General features: G+C 59.1%; 3 protein-coding genes. 2 read left to right on the forward strand and 1 reads right to left on the reverse strand.

Going from position 1 to position 2,414, the window contains the following annotated elements; all coding sequences use genetic code 11:
• Positions 1-395, reverse strand: a 395-nt coding sequence (gene hpaR / locus ACR0J7_RS20370; RefSeq protein ID WP_480484966.1) for a homoprotocatechuate degradation operon regulator HpaR, incomplete at its 3' end; no start/stop codon positions are given.
• 107 nt (positions 396-502) lie between these two features.
• On the opposite strand from hpaR, the gene ACR0J7_RS20375 reads away from it, so the two are divergent.
• Together ACR0J7_RS20375 and hpaE are read left to right on the forward strand one after the other, a co-directional pair.
• On the forward strand, positions 503-901 hold the full coding sequence (locus tag ACR0J7_RS20375; RefSeq protein WP_267365252.1) for a 5-carboxymethyl-2-hydroxymuconate Delta-isomerase: 399 nt from the start codon (positions 503-505) through the stop codon (positions 899-901).
• A gap of 3 nt (positions 902-904) precedes the next feature.
• On the forward strand, positions 905-2,413 hold the full coding sequence (gene hpaE, locus ACR0J7_RS20380) for a 5-carboxymethyl-2-hydroxymuconate semialdehyde dehydrogenase (RefSeq protein WP_480774593.1): 1,509 nt from the start codon (positions 905-907) through the stop codon (positions 2,411-2,413).
• The last annotated feature ends 1 nt before the right edge of the window (position 2,414 follow it).

The raw sequence follows: 2,414 nt of genomic DNA on the forward strand, positions 1-2,414 counted from the left end.
TTGAGTTTTTCTCGTCCCATTTGTTTTTCGATGCTTTGGTAGATCTGGAGAGAGGTTCCGAGGTTTTCGGCGAGGATGTTTCGTCCTTCGTTTGTGATCTTCACCATTGTGCGTCGTTTGTCGTGGCTGTCCTGGCGGCGTGATATTTGGCCTTCTGCTTCCATCGTGCGCAGGATGCGGGTGAGGCTTGGCAACAGCAGGCAGGCCTCTTTGGCAATCGAGCTTTGCTCCACTTCACCCAACTCGTCCAGCACGCGCAGGATGCGCCATTTCTGCTCGGTCAGTTGTATCCCCTGCAGCATGTCCCGGATGGGGGCCATGACGGTTTCGCGTGCGCGCAGCAAGGCAATCGGAAGGGCGCGCGAGGTGTTCTTGGTGTGGCTTTGTTCACTCATGACAGTCTTCTAATTCGCAGAGTCAAAAGATGCAAAGATTAACAAAGCAAGTTCTTGACAGCGGGGGCTCCAATTTACTAAACATGTTTACCATTGGAGGGGAGCACATGCCACATTTTCACGTCGAGTATTCCGGCAATCTGGAGGACAGGATCGATATGAGTGGCTTGTGCGAATGCATCCGGGCCACGGCTGCCGGGATCAAGACATTTCCCCTGCCCGGTATTCGTGTCCGGGCCACGCGGGTCGATCACTATGCCATCGCGGACGGCAATCCGGCGCATGGGTTTATCGATATCTCGATCCGCCTGCGCGCTGGCCGGGCTGCGGATGTCAAACGGGACGCCACGCAGCGCATTTTTGAGGCGGTTGAGGCCTATCTGTCCCCCGCCTTCGCCGGACATTCCATCGCGCTCTCGCTTGAGATGCGTGACATTGACCCAGACCTTTCGCCCAAGACCGGCACGATCCGGGACCATTTGGGCGCGACCAACCAGGAGACCTGATCCATGAGCGCACTGGATACGAATATCGAGAAGCTGGCGGGCTTTCTGACCCGGTTTAAGGAAACCGGCATCAAGAACCGGATCGCGGGCGAAGATCGCGACGGTTCCGCAGGGGTGTTCCAATCCACCTCCCCGGTTGACAGGTCGGTGATCTGCGATGTCGCCCATGGCACAGCCGATGATATCGACGCTGCCGCCAATGCCGCCCACGCCGCATTTGCCGATTGGCGCGACATGCCTGCCACCGAGCGGCGCCGCATCTTGCTGAACGTTGCCGATGCGATCGAGGCCCGTGCCGAGGAAATTGCGCTGTGTGAATGCTGGGACACCGGCCAGACCCTGCGCTTTATGTCCAAGGCCGCGCTGCGGGGGGCCGAGAATTTCCGGTATTTCGCGGATCAGGTGGTCCAGGCGCGGGACGGTCAGCACCTTAAGTCGCCGACCCTGATGAACATCACCACGCGCGTTCCGATTGGTCCGGTGGGGGTGATCACGCCGTGGAACACGCCGTTCATGCTGTCGACATGGAAGATCGCACCTGCTTTGGCTGCCGGGTGCACTGTGGTTCACAAACCGGCCGAAGATTCTCCGCTGTCCGCTCGCCTGCTGGTGGAGATCGCCGAAGAGGCCGGGCTGCCCAAGGGTGTGCTGAACACCGTGAACGGGTTCGGCCCCGATGCGGGTAAGGCGTTGACGGAGCATCCGTTGATCAAGGCGATCGCCTTTGTCGGTGAAAGCCGCACCGGCAGCATCATCACCAAACAAGGTGCCGATACGCTCAAGCGGATGCATCTGGAACTGGGCGGCAAGAACCCGGTTGTTGTGTTCGACGACGCCGATCTCGACCGGGCGCTGGATGCGGTGATCTTCATGATCTACTCGATCAATGGCGAGCGCTGCACGTCATCCTCGCGCCTGCTGGTGCAGGACACCATCAAGGACGCGTTCGAGGCAAAGCTGATCGAGCGGGTCAACACCATCAAGGTCGGTCATCCGCTGGATCCTGCGACCGAGATCGGGCCCCTGGTGACCGAGGAGCATTATAACAAGGTGACCTCCTATTTTGACATCGCGAAAGAAGACGGTGCGACTGTCGCCGCCGGAGGTGTCAAGGTGGGCGACACAGGGTATTTCATTCGCCCAACCCTGTTTACCGATGCCAATAACCAGATGCGTATCGCGCGCGAAGAGATATTCGGCCCGGTTCTGACCTCGATCCCGTTCTCGACCGAGGACGAGGCGCTGCAGATTGCCAACGACACACCATACGGTCTGACCGGCTATGTCTGGACCAATGACCTGACCCGCGCCTTGCGGTTCACCGACAAGCTTGAAGCCGGGATGATCTGGGTGAACTCGGAAAACGTCCGCCACCTGCCCACCCCGTTCGGCGGCGTCAAGGCTTCCGGTATCGGCCGCGACGGCGGCAACTGGAGCTTCGAGTTCTACATGGAACAAAAACACGTCGGCTTCGCAACCGGAAATCACAACATCATGCAGCTGGGGAAGTGAA

The sequence above is a fragment of the Ruegeria sp. O4 genome (assembly GCF_056535125.1).

What these genes read in the sequence shown, in the direction of transcription:
- ACR0J7_RS20375 (WP_267365252.1), top strand. Translation starts at nt 503, where the DNA reads ATGCCACATTTTCACGTCGAGTATTCCGGCAATCTGGAGGACAGGATC.
- hpaE (WP_480774593.1), top strand. Translation starts at nt 905, where the DNA reads ATGAGCGCACTGGATACGAATATCGAGAAGCTGGCGGGCTTTCTGACC.